This window comes from Pseudomonas sp. HMSC066A08, assembly GCF_001813025.1.
Taxonomy (GTDB): domain Bacteria; phylum Pseudomonadota; class Gammaproteobacteria; order Pseudomonadales; family Pseudomonadaceae; genus Pseudomonas; species Pseudomonas aeruginosa.
In genome coordinates this window covers 142,466-164,674 of record NZ_KV811371.1, presented here as the reverse complement: position 1 = coordinate 164,674, position 22,209 = coordinate 142,466, and the positions used below count along the sequence as shown (strand labels likewise).

Genomic DNA, 22,209 nt, shown 5'->3' with positions numbered 1-22,209 from the left:
GGTGTCTCGCGGCCGATCCGCCGCGTCACATCCGTGCCCGAACGCGCTGCGCCACCCGCGCGTCCGTTTTCCGGGCACTGGCCGGGCGTTCGCCGGTCCAAGCAGTGTTCCCCGCCTCCGTCCACAAGCCGGAGCCGGCCCCGACGGTCCCAGACCACCGCAGGAAAGCCGGGCGGCCGCCACCCGCCACCGCCCCCGGCTTTCCACCCTCACTACACGTTTCGGAGTACAACCTTGATCCACTGGTTGAGCGACCCGACGTTCTGGACAGCCCTGCTGCAGATCGTCGCCATCGATATCCTCCTGGGCGGCGACAACGCCGTAGTCATCGCCCTCGCCTGCCGGCACCTGCCGGCGCACCGGCGCAAGCAGGCGATCTTCGGCGGCGTCGCCGGCGCCATCCTGATCCGCATCCTGCTGCTGTTCTTCGCCCTGCACCTGCTCGACCTGCCCTACCTCAAGGTGATCGGCGCGCTCCTGCTGCTGTGGATCGGCATCAAGCTGCTGCTGCCGGAGGAGGAGAACGGCGACGACATCAAGGGCAGCACCCACCTGCTCGGCGCGATCAAGACCATCATCATCGCCGACGCGGTGATGAGCCTGGACAACGTCATCGCCCTGTCCGCCGCCTCGGCCGGAGATTTCTTCCTGGTCTCCCTGGGCGTGCTGATCAGCATCCCGATCATCGTCTGGGGCAGCCAGCTGATCCTGCGCCTGATCGACCGCTTCCCGCTGATCATCCTCTTCGGCGGCGGTCTGCTCGGCTGGATCGCCGGCGGCATGCTGCTCACCGACAGCGCCCTGAAGCCCTGGCTGGCGCCCTACGCGCAATGGGATTCCTACCTGCACTACGGTGCGGCGGCCTTCGGCGCGCTGTTCGTGATCCTCCTCGGCAGCCTCCTGGCGCGCCGCCAGTTGAAGCAGCGGCATGCCGCGCCGGCGGACACCGCCGAAAGCGAAGGCCGCTAAGAGCAACGGGGCGCCCAGGGGCGCCCCGTCCTCTGCCTCCGTCTCAGATATTGGTGCTCGCCGGGATCCGGCTCGGCAACAGGTACTCGTAGGGCCTGCGACGCGCCTGGTTGCGTGAGCGAATGGTCGCCTCGATCTCCTTCAGACGTGCCTGGAAGCGCTCCAGCGGGCCGCCGCTGGCGGTCACCCGCCTGTCCGAAAACACCGGCGCGTAGGGGAACCCGGTCTGCCGGTAGTCGCCCAGGCGACCGTGGCAGACCGAACCGAGCAGGTGATAGATGTTCACCTTCTCCAGCGCCACCAGGGTCGGCGGCATCATCTTCAACCAATCGGCCTCGCTCTTGCCGCTCGGCGAGTCCGGTGCCGGCGCCGCGCTCGTGGCACAGATCGCTGGCGCGTAGGTCATCATCGAAGGCTGGGGAAAATTGACCGCCGCATGCTGCGCGGAGGCAGTGAAGATCACCCTGGTCAGCACCTCGACCGATCATTGATGGCTAGCGCGCAGCTCACTGAACGTCGCTCGCCCACCCTCGCTGGACGGCCCTCGGTTGTCCTGCAGATAGAGCCCGGCCTTGAAGTACAAACCCTGGTAGGCCCACTGCGGATCCAACCGCTGCTCCAGGGCGCTGCCGTTCACCGACACGCTGAGCAGCCCGTCGCGGGAAACGCCGATGCGGTAGCTGAACGACTGGCCCAGGGGAATCCCATCCATCAGCGTGTAGACCCTGCTCCCGCTGTCATCCGGCCGCTCGCGGACCAGCGCCTGGACCCGCCCCTGGTCGAGCCGCAACTGGTAGAGCAGCTTCACCAGCGGCGCGGCCTGGCCGCTATTGCTGCCATCGCTGTGGATCTGGCCGATGATCATGCGCCGGGTCGAGGGCACCGCCTCGATGCGCAGGGTCGCCTCCAGCCAGTTGTCGGCCCTGGCGTAACGCCAGTTGTAGGGCCTGCCGCTGGACAGGGTCTCGCGCAACTCGCTGCGCGGAAACTCGCTGTTGCGCGTGTGGCTGCCGTTGACCGGCACCCAGAAGCGAATGCCGTCGGCGGTGCGCTGGAAATAGTCGCTGCGGTAGTCGCGCTGCAATTGGCTGGTGGAGATGGTGATGGCCGGGCGGCCCTGGGGAATGGTCAGGTTCCAGGTACTCAGGTCAGGCATCCAGACGGTGTCCTAGCGAGGGGAAGGGACTCGCCCATAGGGTAGATGAGCGGCGCACGCTTTGCCTGGCCGAATGGCCCGCGTTTGAGCGGCGCAAGGCCGGCACCGAGGGTTTTCCCCGCGTCCCGCGCACAAGCGTCTATCTTGATCGGGGACCCTTTCACGGAGAGATGCCATGCGCCTGCTCTGCGCCCTGCTGCTCATCGCCTGCGCCGCCAGCGCCCAGGCCGCTATCCAGACCCGCGAGATGCCCTACCGGAGCGCCGACGGCACGCGCATGGTCGGCTATTTCGCCTACGACGACAGCAAGCCGGGAATCCGCCCCGGGGTCATCGTGGTCCACGAATGGTGGGGGCTCAACGACTACGCCAAGCGCCGCGCCCGCGACCTCGCCGAACTCGGCTACAGCGCCCTGGCCATCGACATGTACGGCGAAGGCAAGCACACCGAGCACCCGCAGGACGCGATGGCCTTCATGCAGGCCGCGACCCGGGATGCCGACGCCGCCAAGGCGCGCTTCCTCGCCGGCCTGGAACTGCTGAAGCGGCAACCGCAGACCGATCCCAGCCAGATCGCCGCGATCGGCTACTGCTTCGGTGGCAAGATCGTCCTCGACATGGCCCGCCAGGGCCTGCCGCTGGCCGGAGTGGCGAGCTTCCACGGCGCCCTCGGCACCGCTACCCCGGCCAGCAAGGGCAGCGTCAAGGCGAAGATCCTGGTGGAGCACGGCAGCGCCGACAGCCTGGTCCCGGCCAAGGACCTCGACGCCCTGAAACAGGAACTGAGCGCCGCCGGCGCCGACTACCGGGTGGTGATCCAGGACGGCGCCAAACACGGCTTCACCAACCCCGACGCCGACGCGCACAAGGGCCACGGCCTGGACATCGGCTACGACCGCCAGGCCGACCGGCGCTCCTGGGCCGACCTGCAGGCGTTCCTCAAGGACATCTTCGGGCAGGGTTGAACCCTGCGCCGACGCATAAAAAAACGGGAGTCCCCGGAGGGACTCCCGTCTTGAAAGGTCGAGACAGGACAGTATCCCGTCATCAACAAACAACCTCACCTGCATTCCACAGGAATGCGCGGCGCAGTCTGTCAAAACCGGGCCTCGCGGTCCGTTTTCCTTTGTTGCGCTTTTGCAATCTTGTGTAAGCGCCGCGTGACTGGTGGGCCACGTCGGGAACCGGCACAATGCGCGCCATGAACGACCGTCTCCCCTCCTTCTGCACCCCGCTGGACGACCGCTGGCCGCTGCCCGTCGCGCTGCCCGGCGTGCAACTGCGCAGCACCCGCTTCGACCCGGCGCTGCTGCAACCCGGCGACTTCGCCCTGGCCGGCATCCAGCCGCCGGCGAACATCCTCCGCGCGGTGGCCAAGCGCCAGGCCGAGTTTCTCGCCGGGCGCCTCTGCGCACGTGCCGCCCTGTTCGCCCTCGATGGCCGCGCCCAGACGCCGGCCGTCGGCGAGGACCGCGCGCCGGTCTGGCCGGCCGCGATCAGCGGCTCGATCACCCATGGCGACCGCTGGGCCGCCGCCCTGGTGGCGGCGCGCGGCGACTGGCGCGGGCTCGGCCTGGACGTGGAAACCCTGCTCGAAGCCGAACGGGCGCGCTACCTGCATGGCGAGATCCTCACCGAAGGCGAGCGCCTGCGCTTCGCCGACGACCTGGAGCGACGCACCGGCCTGCTGGTGACCCTGGCGTTCTCGCTGAAGGAAAGCCTGTTCAAGGCGCTCTATCCGCTGGTGGGCAAGCGCTTCTACTTCGAACATGCGGAACTGCTGGAATGGCGCACCGACGGCCACGCCCGGCTGCGCCTGCTCACCGACCTGTCGCCGGAGTGGCGCCACGGCAGCGAGCTGGACGCCCAGTTCGCCGTGCTCGACGAACGCCTGCTCAGCCTGGTGGCGGTCGGCGCCTGATCAGGCGTTCCCCGGCGTGCGCCTCGACGGCCGCAGCGCGCGGCCTTCCGCCAGGCGCTCGACGGCGCGGGCGGCGGCGACCATGCCGAAGGTGGCGGTGACCATCATCACCGCACCGAAGCCGCCGGCGCAGTCCAGCTTCACCCCTTCGCCGACGAAACTCTTCGACTGGCACACCGTGCCGTCCGGCTTCGGGTAGCGCAGTTGTTCGCTGGAGAACACGCAGGGCACGCTGTAGGTGCGCCCCGGCGTGCGCGAGAAGTTGTAGTCGCGGCGCAGGGTGGAACGCACCTTGGCCGCCAGCGGGTCGTTGAAGGTCTTGTTCAGGTCGGCGACCTGGATCTGCGTCGGGTCGACCTGGCCACCGGCGCCGCCGGTGGTGATCACCGGGATCTTGCGCCGCTTGCACCAGGCGATCAGCGCGGCCTTGGCGGCCACGCTGTCGATGCAGTCGATCAGGTAGTCGAAGTCGACGATGTACTCGGCCATGGTCTCGCGGGTGACGAAATCGGCCACCGCGTGAACCCGGCAGGCCGGGTTGATGGCCCGGATGCGCGCCGCCATCACCTCGACCTTGGCCTTGCCCACCGAGCCTTCGATGGCATGCACCTGGCGGTTGGTGTTGGTCACGCAGACATCGTCGAGGTCGAACAGGGAAATCTCGCCGACGCCGCTGCGGGCCAGCGCTTCCGCCGCCCAGGAACCGACCCCGCCGATGCCGACCACCGCGACGTGGCTATCGGCCAGGCGTTGCAGCCCCTCGCGACCGTACAACCGGCCGATACCGCCGAAGCGCTGTTCATCCACCTGCATCACCAACCACCTCTGAAACCGAATCGCGGATTGCCGCGCGCATTATAAAAAGCCGCGGCCGCCGCGTCGCCTGCGTTCTTACGGCTCGTCGCGCAGGCCGGACTAGACTTGCAACAGACCCGCCGGCCCGGCGCCTGTACACCCCGGGGGGTGCGGGGTAGCATGCGCCGCCCCGTGTTCAGCGAAACATCCGGAACCTGGTTTCATCTCTATGTCTTCACGCAAGATCGGGCTCAACCTGGTGGTCATCGTCGCCCTGGCCGCCCTCTTCACCGGCATCTGGGCCCTGTACAACCGTCCGGTCAGCGTACCGGACTGGCCGGAAAGCATCTCCGGCTTCTCCTTCTCGCCGTTCCGCCTCAACCAGAACCCGCAGAGCGGCCGCTACCCCAGCGCCGAACAGATGCGCGCCGACCTGGAACTGGTCGCCCGGCACACCCACAGCATCCGCACCTATTCGGTCCAGGGCGCGCTCGGCGACATCCCGGCGCTGGCCGAGGCGTTCGGCCTGCGCGTCAGCCTGGGCATCTGGCTCGGCCCGGACCCGGCCGGCAACGAAGCCGAGATCGCCCGCGCCATCCGCATCGCCAACGAGTCGCCGAGCGTGGTGCGGGTGATAGTCGGCAACGAGGCGCTGTTCCGCCGCGAGGTGACGGCGGAACAGTTGATCGCCTACCTCGACCGGGTCCGCGCGGCGGTCAAGGTTCCGGTGACCACCGCCGAACAGTGGCACGTCTACCGCGAACACCCGGAACTGGCGCAACACGTCGACCTGATCGCGGCCCACGTCCTGCCCTACTGGGAGGCCACGCCGGTGGCCGACGCGGTGGACTTCGTGCTCGAACGCGCGCGCGAACTCAAGGCCGCCTTCCCGAGGAAGCCGCTGCTGCTCGCCGAGGTCGGCTGGCCGAGCAACGGGCGCATGCGCGGCAGCGCCGAGGCGACGCCCGCGGACCAGGCCATCTACCTGCGGCGCCTGACCAACGCGCTCAACGGCGAAGGCTACAGCTACTTCATCATCGAGGCCTTCGACCAGCCCTGGAAGGTCAGCGCCGAAGGCTCGGTGGGCGCCTACTGGGGCGTCTACAACGCCGACCGCAAGGCCAAGTTCAACTTCACCGGGCCGGTGGTGCCGATTCCCAAGTGGCGCGCCCTGGCCATCGCCTCGGCGGTACTCGCGGTACTCGCCTTCACCCTGCTGCTGATCGACAGTTCCTCGCTGCGCCAGCGCGGGAGGACCTTCCTCGCCGTGGTCTCGTTCGCCTGCGCCTCGGTGCTGGTGTGGATCGCCTACGACTACAGCCAGCAGTACAGCACCTGGTTCAGCCTGACCGTCGGCGCGTTGCTGGGCGTCGGCGCGCTGGGGGTGGTCATCGTGCTGTTCACCGAGGCCCACGAGCTGGCCGAGGCGGTCTGGACGCGCAAGCGGCGCCGGCCATTCCTGCCGATCACCGCCGCGCAGGCCTATCGGCCCAAGGTGTCGATCCACGTGCCCTGCTACAACGAGCCGCCGGAACTGCTGAAGCAGACCCTCGACGCCCTCGCCCGCCTCGACTACCCGGACTACGAAGTCCTGGTGATCGACAACAACACCCGCGACCCGGCCGTCTGGCAGCCGGTCGAGGCGCACTGCGCGCGCCTGGGCGAGCGCTTCCGCTTCTTCCACGTCGCCCCGCTGGAAGGCTTCAAGGCCGGCGCGCTGAACTTCGCCCTGGGCCACGTGGCGGCGGACGTCGGGGTGGTCGCGGTGATCGACGCCGACTACTGCGTCGACCCCGACTGGCTCAGGCACATGGTGCCGCACTTCGGCGACCCGCGGATCGCCGTGGTGCAGTCGCCGCAGGACTACCGCGACCAGCACGAGAGCGCCTTCAAGCGGCTCTGCTACGCCGAGTACAAGGGCTTCTTCCACATCGGCATGGTCACCCGCAACGACCGCGACGCGATCATCGAGCACGGCACCATGACCATGATCCGGCGCAGCGTGCTGGACGAGCTGAGATGGCCGGAATGGTGCATCACCGAGGACGCCGAGCTGGGCCTGCGGGTGTTCGAGAAGGGCCTGTCGGCCGCCTACTTCGAGCGCAGCTACGGCAAGGGGGTGATGCCCGATACCTTCATCGACTTCAAGAAGCAGCGCTTCCGCTGGGCCTACGGCGCGATCCAGATCATGAAACGGCATACCGACGCCCTGCTGCGCGGCCGCGGTCCCGACGGCAGCCGCCTGACCCGCGGCCAGCGCTACCACTTCGTGGCCGGCTGGCTGCCGTGGATCGCCGACGGCCTGAACATCTTCTTCACCCTCGGCGCGCTGCTCTGGTCGGCGGCGATGATCATCGTGCCCAAGCGCGTCGACCCGCCGCTGCTGATCTTCGCGATCCTGCCGCTGGCCCTGTTCGCCTTCAAGGTCGGCAAGATCCTCTTCCTCTACCGGCGCACCGTCGGCGTCGACCTGCGCGACGCGTTCTTCGCCGCCCTCGCCGGCCTGTCACTGTCGCACACCATCGCCAAGGCGGTGCTGTACGGTTTCGTCACCCGCGGCATCCCGTTCTTCCGCACGCCGAAGATGCGCTCCAGCCACGGCCTGCTGGTGGCCCTGGCGGAGGCCCGCGAGGAAGTCTTCGTGATGCTCCTGCTGTGGGGCGCGGCGGCCGGCATCGTGGCGGTTCAGGGCGTGCCGAGCCGCGACCTGCTGATCTGGGTCGCCATGCTCCTGGTGCAATCGCTGCCCTACCTGGCGGCGCTGGTCATGGCCCTGCTCTCGTCGCTGCCGAAACCGCGCGAGGAACTGGCCGGCGGCGCCGAGCGGATCGGCGGTTGAGGTCGGGCGAGGCGTCGGGACAGCCGGCCCCGCTCGCCTAAACGGCGTCCCTTCGCCCGCGTTTATGCTTTAAGATTCCCCCTTTCCGCTCGACCCGCTCAGGATGCCCTCCCCATGACCGCCTCTTCGCCGAGTCTCTCGCCGACCCTCGAACTCGCCTGCGAGTTGATCCGCCGCCCCTCCGTCACGCCCCTCGACGCCGACTGCCAGGCCCTGATGATGCGCCGCCTGGAAGCCGCCGGTTTCGCCCTGGAGCCGATGCGCATCGAGGAGGTGGACAACTTCTGGGCACGGCGCGGCGGCGACGGCCCGGTGCTGTGCTTCGCCGGGCACACCGACGTGGTGCCCACCGGCCCGCTGCAGGCCTGGCAGCACCAACCCTTCGACGCCCTGATCGACGACCAGGGCATGCTCTGCGGGCGCGGCGCGGCGGACATGAAAGGCAGCCTCGCGTCGATGATCGTCGCCGTCGAGCGCTTCGTCGCCGACCACCCGGGGCACAAGGGCGCCATCGCCTTCCTCATCACCAGCGACGAGGAAGGCCCGGCCCACCACGGCACCAAGGCGGTGGTCGAACGCCTCGCCGCACGCGGCGAGCGCCTGGACTGGTGCATCGTCGGCGAACCGTCGAGCACCAGCCTGGTCGGCGACGTGGTGAAGAACGGCCGCCGCGGCTCCCTCGGCGCCAAGCTGACCATCCGCGGCGTACAGGGCCATGTGGCCTACCCGCACCTGGCGAAGAACCCGATCCACCTGGCCGCCCCGGCGCTGGCCGAACTGGCGGCGGAACACTGGGACGACGGCAATGCCTTCTTCCCGCCGACCAGCTTCCAGGTTTCCAACCTGAACTCCGGCACCGGCGCCACCAACGTCATCCCCGGCGAACTGACCGCGCTGTTCAACTTCCGCTTCTCCACCGAATCCACCGTCGAAGGCCTGCAGAAACGCGTCGAGGCGATCCTCGACAAGCACGGCCTGGACTGGCACGTCGAATGGGCGCTGTCCGGCCTGCCGTTCCTCACCGAGCCGGGCGAACTGCTCGATGCGGTGGCCGCCAGCATCAAGGCGGTCACCGGCCGCGAGACCCAGCCCTCGACCAGCGGCGGCACCTCCGACGGACGCTTCATCGCCACCATGGGCACCCAGGTGGTCGAACTCGGCCCGGTCAACGCCACCATCCACCAGGTCAACGAGCGGGTCCTGGCCAGCGACCTGGAGCTGCTCACCGAAATCTACTACCAGACCCTGGTGAGGCTGCTCGCCTGATGCTGATCTGCCCGCTCTGCTCCGCCGCCCTGGGCGAGGTCGACAACGGCGTCGCCTGCCCCGCCGGGCACCGCTTCGACCGCGCCCGCCAGGGCTACCTGAACCTGCTGCCGGTGCAGCACAAGAAAAGCCTCGATCCGGGCGACAACGCCGCCATGGTCGAGGCCCGTCGCCAGTTCCTCGGCGCCGGCCACTACGCGCCGCTGGCCCGGCGCCTGGCCGAACTGGCCGGCGAACGCGCGCCGCGACGCTGGCTGGATATCGGTTGCGGCGAGGGCTACTACAGCGCCCGGCTCGGCGAAGCCCTGGCCGGCGCCGACGGCTATGCCCTGGATATCTCCCGCGAGGCGGTGAAACGCGCCTGCCGCCGCGCGCCGCAGCTGTCCTGGCTGGTGGCGAGCATGGCCCGGCTGCCGCTGGCCGACGCCAGTTGCGAGCTGATCGCCAGCGTGTTCAGCCCGATCGACTGGAACGAAGCCGTGCGCGTCCTCGCCCCCGGCGGCGGCGTACTGCGCCTGGGCCCGGCCAGCGCGCACCTGCTGGAACTGCGCCAGCGGCTCTATGACGACGTGCGCGACTACGCCGACGACAAGCACCTCGCCGGCCTGCCCGCGCAACTGCGCCTGCGCCACACCGAGACCCTCGAGTTCCGCCTGGCGCTGGACAGCTACGACGCGCGGGAAAACCTCCTGGCCATGACCCCGCACGGCTGGCGGGTCAACCCCGAGCGCCGCGCGCGAATCCTGGCCGAACCCTTCGAAGTCAGCGTGGCGGTGCGCTACGATTGGCTGCAACGCGACTGACCGTCCCCGAGGACCCCATGCGCCAACCGGATATCGAGATCTACCTGAAAGACGCCGAGCACGCGGCCGTCGCCGCCTGGCTGGAACAGGCGCTGGGGCCCTGCGGCCCATGGCAGGAGCGCGGCCAGACCCTCAAGTGCACCGCCCGCGGCGAGCACGGCGCGGTGCGCGTCACCTGGCTGCCGAAGGCGGTGGGCAAGTGGCACAGCCTGTTCTTGGAGAGCGACAGCACGCCCTGGGACGACGACCTCGCCTGCGCCAGGGCCGCGCATGCCGCGCTCGGCGTGGAGATCCGCTGCGCGCCGGGCGGCTGGGAGGAAAACCAGGGCGAAGAGGATGCCGACCGCTGGCTGCGGGTCGACGCCGGGGGCGTCGAGGAAATTACCTGGCGCACCGCCTGAACGACGAAAACCCCGCGCTGCGAGGGGCCGCCCAACGGGGCCTGGCGGGGTGGATGCGCTGGATGACAAAAGCCCGTCTCGCGACGGGCTTTTGCTTGCGGGAATCAGACCTTGGAGACGTCTTCCGCTTGCAGGCCTTTCTGGCCCTGGATCACCGAGAATTCCACTTTCTGGCCTTCCACCAGGGAGCGGTGACCCTCGCCGCGGATGGCGCGGTAGTGAACGAACACGTCCGGACCGCTATCGCGTTGAATGAATCCATAACCTTTGGCGTCATTGAACCACTTGACGGTTCCGACCTCACGATCAGCCATTACCACACTCTCCAACTTGCAATTTTTTATAAGTGGCCTTCCCAATCCGGGAAGACTTCGACGGTTCGGCTGCGCAACGCTGTTCTTGTTATCCGACCCCGGCAAAATGCCGTTGGAGCGGGCATTTCGAATGGCGTTCCACTAGCCACCGCGTCCCGGAGTATAAACAAACGAGTCCAACTGAAAAGGACTTTTTTAGCCCCTGGCGGAATACTCGCCACGCCCGGCGGGACTGGCCTTCCGATATGTTTTCGCTACGCCTGGAATACGTCTGCGCATGCACTTGCAGATAGCTAGCCGCCATATTTCCGTCGGCTTTTCAGCGGTCGCGCAGACCTGCCTTGCGCGGCCAGGCCAGGGTGAAGCAGGCACCGCCCAGAGTCTCGCTGCGGCCGATGGAGGCCCGACCGCCATGCCAGTAGACGATCCGCCGGACGATGGACAGTCCCAGGCCATGCCCGCCGGAAGCCCGGGTCCGGCTATCGTCCAGGCGTAGGAATGGCGTAAAGAGCCGCTCCCATTGCGCCTCCGGCACCCCCGGCCCGTCGTCCTCGACATCCACCCGGCAACGCTCCAGGCTGACCCGGTAGCTGATCCTGACCCGACGATCGGCATGCCGCAGCGCATTGGTCAGCAGGTTCTGCAAGGCCCGATGCAGGTAGCGCGGCTCGGCCTCGATCCAGCTTCCCAGTTCCTCAGGCACCAGTGCGCCCTCCTCGCAACTGACCAGCACCTCGCGGCGCAGCGGAGCGATCTCCTCCACCACCTGGCGCACCAGCGCACCCAGCTCCAGGCGCTGGTAGGTCAGCGGCGGCGAGCCCTGTTCCAGGCGCGCGTAGGTGAGCATCTCGTCGACCAGCTTGTCGAGGTCCTGGATATCGTTGTCCATGCCCTCCAGGTACTTCAGGCGTGCGCCGTCGGTCTCGGCGGCCTCGATCATCTCCAGGCCGAAGCGCAACCGCGCCACCGGCGTGCGCAGCTCGTGGGACACCGCGCGAACCATCTCGCGCTGCACCGTCAGCAGCCGGTGGATATGCTCGGCCATATGGTTGAAGGCCGCGCCCAGGCGTCCCACCGAGTCGCCGCCGCGCACCTCGACGCGGGTGTCCAGGCTGCCGCGGGCGATCCGCGTGGCGGCCGCCTCCAGGCTGCGCAGGCGCTGCTCCAGACGACGCACCAGCAGGTAGGTGATCAGGCCGATGAAGCTCAGGCACAGCGCGCCGAGCAGCAACAGCAGCTGCGGCGGATAGAGGTTCATCTGGAACAGCGGGCCCAGCTCCAGCACCCAGGGCGTGTCGAGGATGCCGGCGAAGATGCGGATCGAGTCGCCGTCCTTGCCCAGCGCCATCACCGTGTCGCCCTCCACCACCCGCCGGCGCTGGTCGTCGTCGAGGTCCAGCTCCTTGACCTGGAGCAGGTGCACCGGGAAACCGAAGCGCTTGTCGCGGACGATCCGCGCCAGGTGGTAAGGCTGTTCGCTGGCCGGGTAGCGCACCAGTTCGTCCATCAGCAGGTACACCGTGGCCCGCGCCAGTTGCTCGCTGACCTGCTGCACCTCGCCGCTGAGCACCAGGTTCTCGGCGGCGCTGGCCTGGGTATAGACGGTGACGGCGTGCTCGGCGGTCTGCTTCACCAGCACCTGGCCGTTCATCAGGCGCGCGCGGCTGCGTCCGTCCATCCGCAGCTCATCCAGCCCGCGCAGTTGCAGGGGAATACCCAGCAACCGGCTCCACTGCGCCAGGGCGCGCTTGCGCTCGGTGGCGGTCATCGGTTGCAGGTTGTCGGCCATCAGGCGGAAGGTGCCGCGCGCCAGTTCCTCGCGGTAGTGCTCGCCGCGCACCTCGTTGATCCAGTGCAGGCCGAGCAGGCCCAGGCCGCTGACCAGCAGCAGGGCCAGGAGCATGCCGCCATAGATGCGCAGGAAGATGGATTTCATCGGCGAGCCCCCGGCCGCTGTCCGCTGCTGTTGATTCTGGCCGGCCGACCGGGACGCCCGCGCCCCGGCCCGCTGGAAAAAAGCGCCTCAGCCCTCGCCGACGAACAGGTAGCCCTTGCTGCGCACGGTCTTGATCAGCCGCGGGTGCATCGGGTCGTCGCCGATCTTCGGGCGGATTCGCGAGATGCGCACGTCGATGGAACGGTCCTGGCCGTCGTACTCGATGCCGCGCAGGGCGTTGAAGATCTCTTCGCGGGAGAGAATGCGCCCGGCGTTCGCCGCCAGCAGCCAGAGCAGGTCGAACTCGGCGCTGGTCAGCTCGATGGTGGTCCCGTCCAGCCAGGCCTCGCGCATCGCGTTGTCGATCACCAGCCGACCGAACGCCAGGCGCTTGCTGTCCGCCGCCGGAGCGCCCGCTTCCGGCGCCTCGCTGCGCCGCAACAGGGCACGGATGCGCGCCAGCAGCACACGCGGGCGCACCGGCTTGCACACGTAGTCGTCGGCGCCCATCTCCAGGCCGAGCACCTCGTCCATGTCGTCGGTGCGCGCGGTGAGCATCAGGATCGGACCGTCGAACTGCGGACGCACCTGGCGGCAGATGGACAGGCCGTCCTCGCCCGGCAGCATCAGGTCGAGCACCACCAGGTCCGGGCATTCGGCGAGGATCCGCGCCGCCGCGAGCGCGCCGTTGGCTTCGATATCGACCTTCAGGCCGTTGCCTTCCAGGTATTCCCGGGTCAGCTCGGCCAGGCGTCGATCGTCCTCGACGATCAGGATGCGCCAGGCTTCTTGCTCCACACAGCCTCCTCGTATCGCGGTCCCGGAGCCGCCGCGCGGCCCCCTCAGAGCGGCCCGCATTGTAGCCAATACGGGGGACGCGCGGCAGCACGCGAGGAACATCTTGCAAACACTACATATTGTGGGTAGGGTGCGCGCCCCGAAAGGTTGGGGAGTGGGTCTGCGCCGGTGCTTTCCGAGGGCGACGAATGGCATTCTCCAGCGCTGCCGCGGCCTACAGACGTTTCCTAGGACTCACGCACAGAAGACCCACACTTTATCCACAGGTTTCCCCCAGACTGTCACCTTGCAAACACCCCATCAGCGCATTATCTTGTATCCCCACCGTCGCCACCCCCTATATCTTGGGTTTCGAGCGCACGAACGGCTACAACGGAACCAACCGTGCACGGACCACTCTGATGGCTCCGGCGGCTCCGCAAAAAAGCATTTTCCAGACGTACTGAAAGCATCGACGGCGCTCACCGCAAGGAGCCCTTCATGACGATGGAAAAGCGGTACGGGTGTTGCAACGGACTCTGTAAACAGACAGTCAACACCACTAGGTATTGTGTTCGACGGCAAAACGCCACGAACCCGCCAGGGCCAGGGAGGCACTCACAGTCCCCACCCTCAGCATTCGAATGAAGCAGCCGCCGCGAGGCCGGCTGCCCGGCTCTTTATCGATTCAAGGGAATGGGCGCCCCGGCGCCCGCTAGCAAAACCATTACGAGAACGTGGAGATACCCACCCATGCATACCGACACCACACGCGAGAACCCGCAGGCCAGCGCGCCGCAGGCCGCCGATTCGTCGCAGGATCTGGCCGCCACCGCGCCGGGCCAGCTGCGCGTGATCAAGCGCAACGGCACCGTAGTCCCCTACACCGATGACAAGATCACCGTGGCCATCACCAAGGCGTTCCTCGCCGTGGAAGGCGGCACCGCCGCCGCCTCGTCGCGTATCCATGACACCGTGCGCCGCCTGACCGAGCAGGTCACCGCCACCTTCAAGCGCCGCATGCCGTCCGGCGGCACCATCCACATCGAAGAGATCCAGGACCAGGTCGAACTGGCCCTGATGCGCGCCGGCGAGCAGAAGGTCGCCCGCGACTACGTGATCTACCGCGAAGCCCGCGCCGCCGAGCGCAAGAACGCCGGCGCCGCCAGCGACGTCGCCCAGCCGCACCCGAGCATCCGCATCACCCGCGCCGACGGCAGCCTGTCGCCGCTGGACATGGGCCGCCTGAACACCATCATCAGCGAAGCCTGCGAAGGCCTGGCCGAGGTGGACGGCGCGCTGATCGAGCGCGAGACCCTGAAGAACCTCTACGACGGCGTCGCCGAGAAGGACGTCAACACCGCCCTGGTGATGACCGCGCGCACCCTGGTCGAGCGCGAGCCGAACTACTCCTACGTCACCGCCCGCCTGCTGATGGACACCCTGCGCGCCGAAGCCCTGGGCTTCCTCGGCGTGGCCGAGAGCGCCACCCATCACGAAATGGCCGAGCTGTACGCCAAGGCCCTGCCGGCCTACATCGAGAAAGGCGCCGAGTTCGAGCTGGTCGATGCCAAGCTGAAGGAATTCGACCTGGAGAAACTGGGCAAGGCCATCGATCACGAGCGCGACCAGCAGTTCACCTACCTCGGCCTGCAGACCCTGTACGACCGCTACTTCATCCACAAGGACGGCATCCGCTTCGAACTGCCGCAGATCTTCTTCATGCGCGTGGCCATGGGCCTGGCCATCGAGGAGAAGGACCGCGAGGCACGTGCCATCGAGTTCTACAACCTGCTGTCGTCCTTCGACTACATGAGTTCCACCCCCACCCTGTTCAACGCCGGCACCCTGCGTCCGCAGCTCTCCAGCTGCTACCTGACCACCGTGCCGGACGACCTGTCGGGCATCTACGGCGCCATCCACGACAACGCCATGCTGTCGAAATTCGCCGGCGGCCTGGGCAACGACTGGACCCCGGTGCGCGCGCTGGGCTCCTACATCAAGGGCACCAACGGCAAGTCCCAGGGCGTCGTGCCCTTCCTGAAAGTGGTCAACGACACCGCGGTCGCGGTCAACCAGGGCGGCAAGCGCAAGGGCGCGGTCTGCGCCTACCTGGAGACCTGGCACCTGGACATCGAGGAATTCCTCGAGCTGCGCAAGAACACCGGTGACGACCGTCGTCGTACCCACGACATGAACACCGCCAACTGGATCCCCGACCTGTTCATGAAGCGCGTCTTCGACGACGGCTCCTGGACCCTCTTCTCGCCGTCCGACGTCCCCGACCTGCACGACCTCTACGGCAAAGCCTTCGAGGAGCGCTACGAGTACTACGAGGCCCTGGCCAGCTACGGCAAGCTGAAGCTGCACAAGGTCGTCCAGGCCAAGGACCTGTGGCGCAAGATGCTCTCCATGCTGTTCGAGACCGGCCACCCGTGGCTGACCTTCAAGGACCCGTGCAACCTGCGCAGCCCGCAGCAGCACGTGGGCGTGGTGCACAGCTCGAACCTCTGCACCGAGATCACCCTGAACACCAACAAGGACGAGATCGCCGTCTGCAACCTGGGCTCGATCAACCTGGTCAACCACATCGTCGACGGCAAGCTGGACACCGCCAAGCTGGAGAAGACCGTCAAGACCGCGGTACGCATGCTCGATAACGTCATCGACATCAACTACTACTCGGTCCCGCAGGCGCAGAACTCCAACTTCAAGCACCGTCCGGTCGGCCTGGGCATCATGGGCTTCCAGGACGCCCTGTACCTGCAGCACATCCCCTACGGTTCGGACGCGGCCATCGCCTTCGCCGACCAGTCCATGGAAGCCATCAGCTACTACGCGATCCAGGCTTCCTGCGACCTGGCCGACGAGCGCGGCGCCTACCAGACCTTCCAGGGCTCGCTGTGGTCGCAAGGCATCCTGCCGATCGACTCGGAGAAGAAGCTGATCGAAGAGCGCGGCGCCAAGTACATCGAAGTCGACCTGTCGGAAACCCTCGACTGGGCGCCGCTGCGCGAGCGCGTACAGAAAGGCATCCGCAACTCGAACATCATGGCCATCGCGCCGACCGCGACCATCGCCAACATCACCGGCGTCTCGCAGTCGATCGAGCCGACCTACCAGAACCTGTACGTCAAGTCGAACCTCTCCGGCGAGTTCACCGTGATCAACCCCTACCTGGTACGCGACCTCAAGGCCCGCGGCCTGTGGGACCCGGTCATGGTCAACGACCTGAAGTACTACGACGGTTCCGTGCAGCAGATCGAGCGCATCCCGCAGGACCTCAAGGACCTCTACGCCACCGCGTTCGAAGTCGAGACCCGCTGGATCGTCGAAGCCGCCAGCCGTCGCCAGAAGTGGATCGACCAGGCCCAGTCGCTGAACCTGTACATCGCCGGCGCCTCGGGCAAGAAGCTCGACGTGACCTACCGCATGGCCTGGTTCCGCGGCCTGAAGACCACCTACTACCTCCGTGCCCTGGCCGCCACCAGCACCGAGAAGTCCACCATCAACACCGGCAAGCTCAACGCCGTGTCGGCCGGTGGCAACGACGGCCTGCAAGCCGCCCCGGCCGCCGAGCCGAAGCCGGCGCCGGTGCCGCAGGCATGCAGCATCGACAACCCCGACTGCGAAGCCTGCCAGTGATCGCGCATCGCTGAACGGCATCCGTGTCGCGGCCGGGCAGGCCGGACTCCTCTCGTGGGTCCGGCCTGCCCGGCGCCTGACGGTCGCTCGTCCAGCGCCACGCTGGCAGCACAAGGCCCCTCGCCAGGGCCAGGAACAATCCCCTTCTTCCCTCCGGGGGAGAAGAACGGCCCGGCCAGACCGTGCCGGACCACCGCTTTCGCGTGCACCTCACGCCCCATATCCAGGCCGCCGAGACGGCCGCCAGACCAGGAGAGAGCAAGATGCTGAGCTGGGACGAATTCGACAAAGAAGACCCGACCGAAGCCAAGGCCGCGCCCGCCGCCGCCCAGGCCGTTGCCCAGGGCCATGACAAGCTGGACGACGAAGCCGCCGGCTCGGTGGAAGAAGCGCGCGCCGTTTCCGCCGACGACTCCGACGCCGTCGCCCGCGCCAAGAAAGCCCTGAACGACCTCGACATCCAGGAAGGCCTGGACGACCTCGAAGGCTCCGCCGCGCGCGTGCAGGTCGGCGACAAGCAGATGATCAACGCCCGCGCCGACCTCAACCAGCTCGTCCCCTTCAAGTACGACTGGGCCTGGCAGAAGTATCTGGATGGTTGCGCCAACCACTGGATGCCGCAGGAAGTCAACATGAACGCCGACATCGCCCTGTGGAAGAGCAAGGACGGCCTCAGCGAGGACGAGCGGCGCATCGTCATGCGCAACCTCGGCTTCTTCTCCACCGCCGACTCGCTGGTCGCCAACAACCTGGTGCTGGCCGTCTATCGCCTGATCACCAACCCCGAGTGCCGCCAGTACATCCTGCGCCAGGCCTTCGAAGAGGCGATCCACACCCACGCCTACCAGTACTGCATCGAGTCGCTGGGCATGGACGAGGGCGAGATCTTCAACATGTACCACGAGATCCCCAGCGTGGCGAAGAAGGCCTCGTGGGGCCTGAAGTACACCCGCTCGATCTCCGACCCGATGTTCCAGACCGGCACCCCGGAAACCGACCGCCAGTTCCTGCGTAACCTGATCGCCTACTACTGCGTGCTGGAAGGCATCTTCTTCTACTGCGGCTTCACCCAGATCCTCTCCATGGGCCGCCGCAACAAGATGACCGGCACCGCCGAGCAGTTCCAGTACATCCTCCGCGACGAGTCGATGCACCTGAACTTCGGCATCGACGTGATCAACCAGATCAAGATCGAGAACCCGCACCTGTGGGACGCCCAGATGAAGGACGAGGCGACCCAGATGATCCTCCAGGGCACCCAGCTGGAGATCGAATACGCGCGCGACACCATGCCGCGCGGGGTGCTGGGCATGAACGCGGCGATGATGGAGGACTACCTGAAGTTCATCGCCAACCGGCGCCTGACCCAGATCGGCCTGAAGGAAGAGTATCCGGGGACCACCAACCCGTTCCCGTGGATGTCGGAGATCATGGACCTGAAGAAGGAGAAGAACTTCTTCGAGACGCGGGTTATCGAGTACCAGACGGGCGGAGCACTGAGCTGGGATTGAGATTCTCGATTTAGGTCAAGACCGTTAGACGCTGTCGCCGGAAAGGGATTTCGGGACAGTGGTAGAGATGAAGAGCCCCGCCTTGTGCGGGGTTCTTCATTAAAGAGAAATAAAAACCCAAGGTGTTCAGCAAGTTAATTCACCAAATCAAATAGAAGATATGTGCCAAGCTCACTATCCCCAAGACACCATCGACAGACTATTTGAGTCAAACAGCCCTAGAAAACAAGAAATAAAAACATGCCCAACCATTCGCTCAATCTGAAATCTCCGTAGGGCGAATAACGCGCAGCGTTATCCGCCAGCTGGCCAAGGTACGCTCCGAAATCCTTCTGGATACACGGACGATCCCCAATGCCAAGCTACCGACGAACCTGGGTCCCCGGCGGCACCTATTTCTTCACCGTCACCCTGCATGACCGCCGCTCCAACCTGCTGACCCGCGAAATCGACCTGCTGCGCCGCGTGGTCGCCCAGACCAGGCGCCGGCATCCCTTCCGCATCGATGCCTGGGTCGTGCTGCCGGAGCACATGCATTGCCTCTGGACCCTGCCGCCCGACGACGCGGATTTCGCCACCCGCTGGAAGGTCATCAAGTCCGGCTTCGCACGGCGCATCCCCTGCCACGAATCACGTACCTTCGCGCAACGGCGGCGAGGACAACGCGCCATCTGGCAGCAGCGCTACTGGGAACACCTGATTCGCAATGACACGGACTACCGGCGCCATTTCGGCTACATCCATCTCAACCCTGTGAAACACGGGCTGGTTACAGCGGTCAAGGATTGGCCCTTCTCCACCTTCCACCGGGCCGTGGCTGAAGGGCTTTATCCCGAGGATTGGGCCGGTGATCCTTCCTTGGAGGTCCGGGCGGCCGAGCGGGTTTGAGTCTGCTGGCGGATAACGGCCGTGCCGTTATTCGCCCTACCCCGGCTACCAAGTCTTTCTCGGCCTCGCAGGATGGCCGGCCCCGAGAAAGTAACCAAAGCGCTTGCCCCTGCATTCGGCCTCCTACACGACGATTCCGCTCGGCCTCCTGATGGGACGGACCGGAGCATCGGATGTTTCTCTGGAAGAGGTAGGGCGAATAACGCGAAGCGTTATCCGCAGCTACACAGGATTTTCCTGTAACGCCCGAGCATCGGGGGATTGAAGAAACTTCGTCAAACCGATGTACAAGCAATGGCTTCAGAGAATCGACGGATAACTGCTTTGCAGTTATTCGCCCTACCGTTGACCGCTATCGGTGCACTCCATAATCATTCGTCGGCGCTAAGAACGCATACCACCCAGCGGCAAACCGCTCCCGAAAGTAGCGGTGTATTCCATTGAGGACATGCGTATGCCATTCGTTTTTCAACCCACCCCATTCATCCCCTCGCGGCACGACACCAACACCACCTCCCCGGAGGTGCGCCATGTCTGACACCCTCCTCCACCCCAGCCGTTTCACCCACCACCATCGGGTCCTGCGCGCCGTGCTGCTGGATGAGGAAGGCTGGTTCGTGCTCTCCGACCTGGCACGACTGCTGGGCCGTTACCTGGGCGGTCGGGCGCCGGCGGCGTTGTGGGACGAGACGTCGTGGCCGCTGGCGACGGCGGAACAGCGCGAGCGCTTGTTCGCCCTCTGCCATGCGCTGGAACGGCACCTGGATGCCGACCAGTGGCGGCTCGCCTGGCTCCATGACGAACGCCATGGGCCACGCCAGGATTGCCTGGTCAGCGAGTCCGGGCTCTACGCCCTGCTCTGGCTCGCCGTGCCCGGCGCGGCGCGGGGTTTGCGCCGCTGGGTCAGCGGCTCGGTGCTGCCACGCCTGCGCAGCCAAACCCGCCCCAACGCCACGCCCCAGCGCGCCGTGCTGCGCTGGAAAACCGCCGAGATCGACACCCTGCACTGGCAAGGCAAGACCTGGATCCCCCTCTCCGACTGCCCCCACCTCCTCGACAGCTCACGCCCGCTGATCCGGGCCTGACCCCGTCATACGCCCTGAAAGGAGTCAGGGCTTGAGCAGTGGAGGACGCCACTCGTTCATGCAAGTCGACGCTCGTCACCGGATAGAGCGGTGGTTTCAGCCAGACGTTTTTCCTTGATAGCCCTCCTGGGCTGGCAGCACCCGCCCACCTCAGCCATGATTCCCTCTCAGCCCCAGCGGAACCCCGTCATGGACGCCAAAACCCTGCTCCTCGGCAGCCTCTGCCTGGCCAGCCCCTTCACCGACGCGGCGACGCTCGACAATGCCCTCTCCGCCTGCCTCACCGCCCAACTCGGTGCGCCGCACACGGCGGACGGCCAACTGCACCTGCCAATCACCCTTGAGGCCCGGCGCTCCACCGGCGAGTGCGGTTGTACCTCGGCGCTGGTGCGCTATCGGCTGCTGGCCACGCAGGCCAATGCGCAGGCGCTGGTCCTTCAGGAAGGCCTGCTCGACGGTCGCCACGAAGGCGTCCGCACGCTGATGCTGGCGGCGGATACGCGACTGGCGACTGGCAGGACGCTCGCGGTGCGTCTCGGCTGCGCCGGCGCCGATTGACTGTCCACCGCCCCAGCGACGGCCGGCGCGGGGCCTCGACCAGCCTTGCAAGCGGCGTTTCACCGCTCTGAAACGAGCACAGCGGCAACCATCTCGGTCTCCCGCCAATCCTGGACTTCTATGCCTGCTTCCGCGATGAAAGCCCGCCTTGCATCCAGCCGGGCGGGCCTTCGGCCTATCCATCGAAAATCTGGTCTATTCCAAACTCCTGAAATTTCTCAATAAATGCCTTGCATCACCCCTCCCAGTGCGACGTTTTCGCATTAATTCAGGGCATTCCCTCGCAAAAATTCAAATCCTTTTGCACTATTTTTGGTCTATACCAATAAAAATCACGGTGCTAGATTGGCCTCCGTTCACCGATCCGCCTGATCGGATCGCCGGGCAAGCCCCGCCTTTACTGATCAATACCCTATTGCTATCTCGGCATGGCCGAGAAGGAGCACGTCACCAGACCCAACCTTGCGTGAAAAAAGTCATGATCAAAGGCATCTGGCCTAGACCATGCATCCGGACAGCTTTGCAGCAGCACAACAAGAACAACCTCCCCGCACTGTCTAGACCCATAGGGACCCACATGAACAACCACAACGGTACCCTGCACCGTGGCTGGCAATCGCTCCAGCGCTGGCGCATCCAGATCTTCGTCATCACCTGGCTGGCCTACGCCGCCTTCTACTTCACCCGCAAGGCCTTCTCGGTGGCCAAGCTCGGCATCGCCGAAGACCCCTCCTTCGAACTCGACAAGAGCGCCATGGCCGATCTCGATGCCCTCTACCTGGCCGCCTACGCCGTGGGCCAGTTCATGTGGGGGGTGTTCGCCGACCGCTTCGGCACCCGCGTGGTGGTGCTCGGCGGTTTGCTCACCTCGGCACTGGCGGCGCTGGCGATGGGTACCTTCGCCACCCTGCCGATCTTCGCCGCCTGCATGGTGGTCCAGGGCCTGGCGCAGTCCACCGGCTGGTCGGGGCTGTGCAAGAACATCGGCGCCTTCTTCGCCACCTACGAGCGAGGCCGCGTGCTCGGCCTGTGGAGTACCTGCTACGCCTTCGGCGGGCTGGTGGCGACGCCATTCGCCGGCTGGTGCGCCTATCGGTTGACGCATGACTGGCGCATAGCCTTCCTGTCCTCGGCGGGAGTGGTGCTGGCGGTGGCCGTGCTGTTCTTCTTCCTCCAGCGCAACCGTCCGCAGGACGTCGGCCTGCCGCCCGTGGAGGCCGAGGCCGCGCGCCCCGCCAACGCGCCCCGGCCGAGCCATTCCGGCGCCCTGCTGAAGGCGCTCAGGAATCCCCACGTGCTGGTCCTCGGCATCGCCTACTTCCTGCTCAAGCCGGCGCGCTACGCGA

General features: G+C 66.5%; 18 protein-coding genes and 1 pseudogene. 13 read left to right on the top strand and 6 right to left on the bottom strand.

Annotated elements, in window-relative coordinates; all coding sequences use genetic code 11:
* The first annotated feature begins 234 nt into the window (after window positions 1–234).
* Complete coding sequence (locus tag HMPREF2886_RS29275) at window positions 235–969, top strand: TerC family protein (RefSeq protein ID WP_033969252.1); 735 nt, start codon at window positions 235–237, stop codon at window positions 967–969.
* A 43-nt stretch (window positions 970–1,012) separates the two neighbouring features.
* On the opposite strand, the pseudogene HMPREF2886_RS29270 reads toward HMPREF2886_RS29275, so the two are convergent.
* Together HMPREF2886_RS29270 and HMPREF2886_RS29265 are read right to left on the bottom strand one after the other, a co-directional pair.
* Window positions 1,013–1,450 (bottom strand): annotated as a pseudogene (locus HMPREF2886_RS29270) (lipoxygenase family protein); the annotation flags it as partial.
* Between the two features lie 3 nt (window positions 1,451–1,453).
* Window positions 1,454–2,125 carry a polysaccharide lyase family 7 protein gene (locus HMPREF2886_RS29265; RefSeq protein ID WP_042167566.1) on the bottom strand — a complete coding sequence of 224 codons (672 nt, stop codon included), beginning with the start codon at window positions 2,123–2,125 and terminating at the stop codon, window positions 1,454–1,456.
* Between the two features lie 175 nt (window positions 2,126–2,300).
* On the opposite strand from HMPREF2886_RS29265, the gene HMPREF2886_RS29260 reads away from it, so the two are divergent.
* On the top strand, window positions 2,301–3,089 hold the full coding sequence (locus HMPREF2886_RS29260; RefSeq protein ID WP_003086555.1) for a dienelactone hydrolase family protein: 789 nt from the start codon (window positions 2,301–2,303) through the stop codon (window positions 3,087–3,089).
* 227 nt (window positions 3,090–3,316) lie between these two features.
* Window positions 3,317–4,045 carry a 4'-phosphopantetheinyl transferase family protein gene (locus HMPREF2886_RS29255; protein WP_033969256.1) on the top strand — a complete coding sequence of 243 codons (729 nt, stop codon included), beginning with the start codon at window positions 3,317–3,319 and terminating at the stop codon, window positions 4,043–4,045.
* Here HMPREF2886_RS29255 and tcdA read toward each other — a convergent pair whose 3' ends face one another.
* A complete protein-coding gene (tcdA, locus tag HMPREF2886_RS29250) occupies window positions 4,046–4,858 on the bottom strand; it encodes a tRNA cyclic N6-threonylcarbamoyladenosine(37) synthase TcdA (protein ID WP_003086553.1) in 813 nt (270 codons plus the stop codon).
* Window positions 4,859–5,069: 211 nt separating this feature from the next.
* Here tcdA and ndvB point away from each other — a divergent pair, with 211 nt between their 5' ends.
* The 4 genes from ndvB (at window position 5,070) to HMPREF2886_RS29230 (ending at window position 10,149) form a co-directional block, all read left to right on the top strand.
* The gene (ndvB, locus tag HMPREF2886_RS29245; RefSeq protein WP_070748879.1) at window positions 5,070–7,679 is read left to right on the top strand and encodes a glycosyltransferase NdvB; all 2,610 of its coding nucleotides are present in this window, start codon (window positions 5,070–5,072) and stop codon (window positions 7,677–7,679) included.
* A gap of 114 nt (window positions 7,680–7,793) precedes the next feature.
* Window positions 7,794–8,945, top strand: coding sequence for a succinyl-diaminopimelate desuccinylase (gene dapE / locus HMPREF2886_RS29240; RefSeq protein ID WP_033969258.1), 1,152 nt, complete (start codon window positions 7,794–7,796; stop codon window positions 8,943–8,945).
* Window positions 8,945–9,748 (top strand): putative RNA methyltransferase, encoded by an 804-nt coding sequence (locus HMPREF2886_RS29235; protein ID WP_033969259.1) that lies wholly within the window; start codon window positions 8,945–8,947, stop codon window positions 9,746–9,748. Before dapE ends, HMPREF2886_RS29235 begins: the two co-directional genes overlap by 1 nt.
* 17 nt (window positions 9,749–9,765) lie before the next feature.
* Window positions 9,766–10,149, top strand: coding sequence for a hypothetical protein (locus HMPREF2886_RS29230; RefSeq protein WP_003163102.1), 384 nt, complete (start codon window positions 9,766–9,768; stop codon window positions 10,147–10,149).
* A gap of 104 nt (window positions 10,150–10,253) precedes the next feature.
* Here HMPREF2886_RS29230 and HMPREF2886_RS29225 read toward each other — a convergent pair whose 3' ends face one another.
* The 3 genes from HMPREF2886_RS29225 to HMPREF2886_RS29215 all read right to left on the bottom strand — a co-directional run bounded on the left by HMPREF2886_RS29225 (window position 10,254) and on the right by HMPREF2886_RS29215 (window position 13,197).
* The gene (locus HMPREF2886_RS29225; RefSeq protein WP_003082372.1) at window positions 10,254–10,463 is read right to left on the bottom strand and encodes a cold-shock protein; all 210 of its coding nucleotides are present in this window, start codon (window positions 10,461–10,463) and stop codon (window positions 10,254–10,256) included.
* A 319-nt stretch (window positions 10,464–10,782) separates the two neighbouring features.
* On the bottom strand, window positions 10,783–12,399 hold the full coding sequence (locus tag HMPREF2886_RS29220; protein WP_033969262.1) for an ATP-binding protein: 1,617 nt from the start codon (window positions 12,397–12,399) through the stop codon (window positions 10,783–10,785).
* 87 nt (window positions 12,400–12,486) lie between these two features.
* The gene (locus HMPREF2886_RS29215) at window positions 12,487–13,197 is read right to left on the bottom strand and encodes a winged helix-turn-helix domain-containing protein (protein WP_033969263.1); all 711 of its coding nucleotides are present in this window, start codon (window positions 13,195–13,197) and stop codon (window positions 12,487–12,489) included.
* Between the two features lie 732 nt (window positions 13,198–13,929).
* Between HMPREF2886_RS29215 and HMPREF2886_RS29210 the strand changes: the two genes are divergently transcribed.
* The 6 genes from HMPREF2886_RS29210 to HMPREF2886_RS29185 all read left to right on the top strand — a co-directional run.
* A complete protein-coding gene (locus tag HMPREF2886_RS29210; RefSeq protein WP_003082358.1) occupies window positions 13,930–16,821 on the top strand; it encodes a ribonucleoside-diphosphate reductase subunit alpha in 2,892 nt (963 codons plus the stop codon).
* A 263-nt stretch (window positions 16,822–17,084) separates the two neighbouring features.
* On the top strand, window positions 17,085–18,332 hold the full coding sequence (locus HMPREF2886_RS29205) for a ribonucleotide-diphosphate reductase subunit beta (protein WP_003086547.1): 1,248 nt from the start codon (window positions 17,085–17,087) through the stop codon (window positions 18,330–18,332).
* 354 nt (window positions 18,333–18,686) lie between these two features.
* The gene (locus HMPREF2886_RS29200) at window positions 18,687–19,220 is read left to right on the top strand and encodes an REP-associated tyrosine transposase (protein ID WP_070748877.1); all 534 of its coding nucleotides are present in this window, start codon (window positions 18,687–18,689) and stop codon (window positions 19,218–19,220) included.
* Between the two features lie 530 nt (window positions 19,221–19,750).
* The gene (locus HMPREF2886_RS29195; RefSeq protein ID WP_070748875.1) at window positions 19,751–20,305 is read left to right on the top strand and encodes a BRO-N domain-containing protein; all 555 of its coding nucleotides are present in this window, start codon (window positions 19,751–19,753) and stop codon (window positions 20,303–20,305) included.
* A 189-nt stretch (window positions 20,306–20,494) separates the two neighbouring features.
* A complete protein-coding gene (locus HMPREF2886_RS29190; RefSeq protein WP_070748873.1) occupies window positions 20,495–20,863 on the top strand; it encodes a DUF2195 family protein in 369 nt (122 codons plus the stop codon).
* A gap of 577 nt (window positions 20,864–21,440) precedes the next feature.
* Window positions 21,441–22,209: MFS transporter (locus HMPREF2886_RS29185; RefSeq protein ID WP_139148433.1), on the top strand; the 769-nt coding region annotated here is incomplete at its 3' end.

Coding starts and splice junctions, on each gene's coding strand:
- HMPREF2886_RS29200 (WP_070748877.1), top strand. CDS start 18,687: ATGCCAAGCTACCGACGAACCTGGGTCCCCGGCGGCACCTATTTCTTC.
- HMPREF2886_RS29195 (WP_070748875.1), top strand. CDS start 19,751: ATGTCTGACACCCTCCTCCACCCCAGCCGTTTCACCCACCACCATCGG.
- HMPREF2886_RS29210 (WP_003082358.1), top strand. CDS start 13,930: ATGCATACCGACACCACACGCGAGAACCCGCAGGCCAGCGCGCCGCAG.
- HMPREF2886_RS29235 (WP_033969259.1), top strand. CDS start 8,945: ATGCTGATCTGCCCGCTCTGCTCCGCCGCCCTGGGCGAGGTCGACAAC.
- tcdA (WP_003086553.1), bottom strand. CDS start 4,858: ATGCAGGTGGATGAACAGCGCTTCGGCGGTATCGGCCGGTTGTACGGT.
- HMPREF2886_RS29230 (WP_003163102.1), top strand. CDS start 9,766: ATGCGCCAACCGGATATCGAGATCTACCTGAAAGACGCCGAGCACGCG.
- HMPREF2886_RS29190 (WP_070748873.1), top strand. CDS start 20,495: ATGGACGCCAAAACCCTGCTCCTCGGCAGCCTCTGCCTGGCCAGCCCC.
- HMPREF2886_RS29255 (WP_033969256.1), top strand. CDS start 3,317: ATGCGCGCCATGAACGACCGTCTCCCCTCCTTCTGCACCCCGCTGGAC.
- HMPREF2886_RS29205 (WP_003086547.1), top strand. CDS start 17,085: ATGCTGAGCTGGGACGAATTCGACAAAGAAGACCCGACCGAAGCCAAG.
- dapE (WP_033969258.1), top strand. CDS start 7,794: ATGACCGCCTCTTCGCCGAGTCTCTCGCCGACCCTCGAACTCGCCTGC.
- HMPREF2886_RS29265 (WP_042167566.1), bottom strand. CDS start 2,125: ATGCCTGACCTGAGTACCTGGAACCTGACCATTCCCCAGGGCCGCCCG.
- HMPREF2886_RS29260 (WP_003086555.1), top strand. CDS start 2,301: ATGCGCCTGCTCTGCGCCCTGCTGCTCATCGCCTGCGCCGCCAGCGCC.
- HMPREF2886_RS29220 (WP_033969262.1), bottom strand. CDS start 12,399: ATGAAATCCATCTTCCTGCGCATCTATGGCGGCATGCTCCTGGCCCTG.
- HMPREF2886_RS29225 (WP_003082372.1), bottom strand. CDS start 10,463: ATGGCTGATCGTGAGGTCGGAACCGTCAAGTGGTTCAATGACGCCAAA.
- ndvB (WP_070748879.1), top strand. CDS start 5,070: ATGTCTTCACGCAAGATCGGGCTCAACCTGGTGGTCATCGTCGCCCTG.